1 rRNA gene is annotated in these 3,041 nt (G+C 55.6%); it reads left to right on the top strand.

Going from position 1 to position 3,041, the window contains the following annotated elements:
• Positions 1-5: 5 nt before the first annotated feature.
• Positions 6-3,041: ribosomal RNA gene (locus AC5RU9_RS21240) — 23S ribosomal RNA — on the top strand; the annotation flags it as partial.

Below are 3,041 nucleotides of genomic sequence, written 5' to 3'. Positions count from 1 at the left end.
TGTGTGGTCAAGTTTTTAAGGGCACACGGTGGATGCCTTGGCATTAGGAGCCGAAGAAGGACGTAGGAATCTGCGATAAGCCTGGGGGAGTTGATAACCGAGCGTTGATCCCAGGATGTCCGAATGGGGAAACCCCGCACAACGCTGCAAGGTGATTGTGTGACCCGCATCTGAACACATAGGGTGCGTGGGGGGAACGCGGGGAAGTGAAACATCTCAGTACCCGCAGGAAGAGAAAACAAGAGTGATTCCGTTAGTAGTGGCGAGCGAACGCGGATCAGGCTAAACCGTTCCATGTGTGATAGCCGGCGGGCGTTGCATGGGCGGGGTTGTGGGACTTTCCGTATTGGTTCTGCCGGACCGGTGGGGTGTGATGTGCAGGCATAGGTGAACGGTCTTGAAAGGCCGGCCAGAGAGGGTGTGAGCCCCGTAACCGTAATGTTTTGTGCCGCCTGGAGAGGATCCCAAGTAGCACGGGGCCCGAGAAATCCCGTGCGAATCTGTCAGGACCACCTGATAAGCCTAAATACTTCCTAATGACCGATAGCGGACCAGTACCGTGAGGGAAAGGTGAAAAGTACCCCGGGAGGGGAGTGAAACAGTACCTGAAACCGTGTGCTTACAATCCGTCGGAGCAGTCTTGGTTACTGTGACGGCGTGCCTTTTGAAGAATGAGCCTGCGAGTTAGTGTTACGTCGCGAGGTTAACCCGTGTGGGGTAGCCGTAGCGAAAGCGAGTCTGAATAGGGCGAGTGTAGTGGCGTGATCTAGACCCGAAGCGGAGTGATCTACCCATGGCCAGGTTGAAGCGACGGTAAGACGTCGTGGAGGACCGAACCCACTTCAGTTGAAAATGGAGGGGATGAGCTGTGGGTAGGGGTGAAAGGCCAATCAAACTCCGTGATAGCTGGTTCTCCCCGAAATGCATTTAGGTGCAGCGTTGCGTGTTTCTTGCCGGAGGTAGAGCTACTGGATGGCCGATGGGCCCTACAAGGTTACTGACGTCAGCCAAACTCCGAATGCCGGTAAGTCAGAGCGCAGCAGTGAGACTGTGGGGGATAAGCTTCATAGTCGAGAGGGAAACAGCCCAGACCACCAACTAAGGCCCCTAAGCGTGTGCTAAGTGGGAAAGGATGTGGAGTTGCGAAGACAACCAGGAGGTTGGCTTAGAAGCAGCCATCCTTGAAAGAGTGCGTAATAGCTCACTGGTCAAGTGATTCCGCGCCGACAATGTAGCGGGGCTCAAGTACACCGCCGAAGTTGTGGATTTCACACAGTACCCTAGCCTTCGTGGTTCAGGGGTGTGGAGTGGTAGGGGAGCGTCGTGTGGGCAGTGAAGTCGCGGTGGAAACCAGCGGTGGAGCCTACACGAGTGAGAATGCAGGCATGAGTAGCGAAAGACGGGTGAGAAACCCGTCCGCCGAATGATCAAGGGTTCCAGGGTCAAGCTAATCTGCCCTGGGTAAGTCGGGACCTAAGGCGAGGCCGACAGGCGTAGTCGATGGACAACGGGTTGATATTCCCGTACCGGCGAAAAACCGCCCATGCCAAGCGGGGGATACTAACCGCCCGGAGCCTGCCCGCTCACCCTTGTGGTGTTGTGGGTTTTGGCCGAGCGCGGGACCTGATCCCGGGAGGTAAGCGTATTAACAGGTGTGACGCAGGAAGGTAGCCGGGCCGGGCGATGGTTGCCCCGGTCTAAGGATGTAGGGTCAGGGATAGGCAAATCCGTTCCTGTGTGCTTCGAGCACGTTCCTGAGATCTGATGGGACTCCCGTAAGGGGGGATCCGGTGATCCTATGCTGCCAAGAAAAGCATCGACGCGAGGTTTTAGCCGCCCGTACCCCAAACCGACACAGGTGATCAGGTAGAGAATACCAAGGCGATCGAGAGAATTATGGTTAAGGAACTCGGCAAAATGCCCCCGTAACTTCGGGAGAAGGGGGGCCTGCCCCGTGATGGAGACTTGCTCTCCGTGAGCGGGTGTGGGCCGCAGAGACCAGGGGGAAGCGACTGTTTACTAAAAACACAGGTCCGTGCGAAGTCGCAAGACGATGTATACGGACTGACTCCTGCCCGGTGCTGGAAGGTTAAGAGGACCGGTTAGCCCACTTGTGGGCGAAGCTGAGAATTTAAGCCCCAGTAAACGGCGGTGGTAACTATAACCATCCTAAGGTAGCGAAATTCCTTGTCGGGTAAGTTCCGACCTGCACGAATGGAGTAACGACTTCCCCGCTGTCTCAACCATAAACTCGGCGAAATTGCAGTACGAGTAAAGATGCTCGTTACGCGCAGCAGGACGGAAAGACCCCGAGACCTTTACTATAGTTTGGTATTGGTGTTCGGAGTGGCTTGTGTAGGATAGGTGGGAGACGTTGAAACCCGGACGCCAGTTCGGGTGGAGTCATCGTTGAAATACCACTCTGGTCACTTTGGACATCTAACTTCGGCCCGTGATCCGGGTCAGGGACAGTGCCTGATGGGTAGTTTAACTGGGGCGGTTGCCTCCTAAAAAGTAACGGAGGCGCCCAAAGGTTCCCTCAGCCTGGTTGGCAATCAGGTGTCGAGTGTAAGTGCACAAGGGAGCTTGACTGTGAGAGAGACATCTCAAGCAGGGACGAAAGTCGGGACTAGTGATCCGGCGGTACATTGTGGAATGGCCGTCGCTCAACGGATAAAAGGTACCTCGGGGATAACAGGCTGATCTTGCCCAAGAGTCCATATCGACGGCATGGTTTGGCACCTCGATGTCGGCTCGTCGCATCCTGGGGCTGGAGTAGGTCCCAAGGGTTGGGCTGTTCGCCCATTAAAGCGGTACGCGAGCTGGGTTTAGAACGTCGTGAGACAGTTCGGTCCCTATCCGCTGCGCGCGCAGGAAATTTGAGAAGGGCTGTCCTTAGTACGAGAGGACCGGGACGGACGAACCTCTGGTGTGTCAGTTGTACTGCCAAGTGCATCGCTGATTAGCTACGTTCGGATGGGATAACCGCTGAAAGCATCTAAGCGGGAAGCTCGCTTCAAGATGAGATTTCCATACACATT

It is taken from the genome of Arthrobacter sp. B0316-5-4, assembly GCF_059090325.1.
This window is presented reverse-complemented; position numbering and strand designations above follow the sequence as displayed.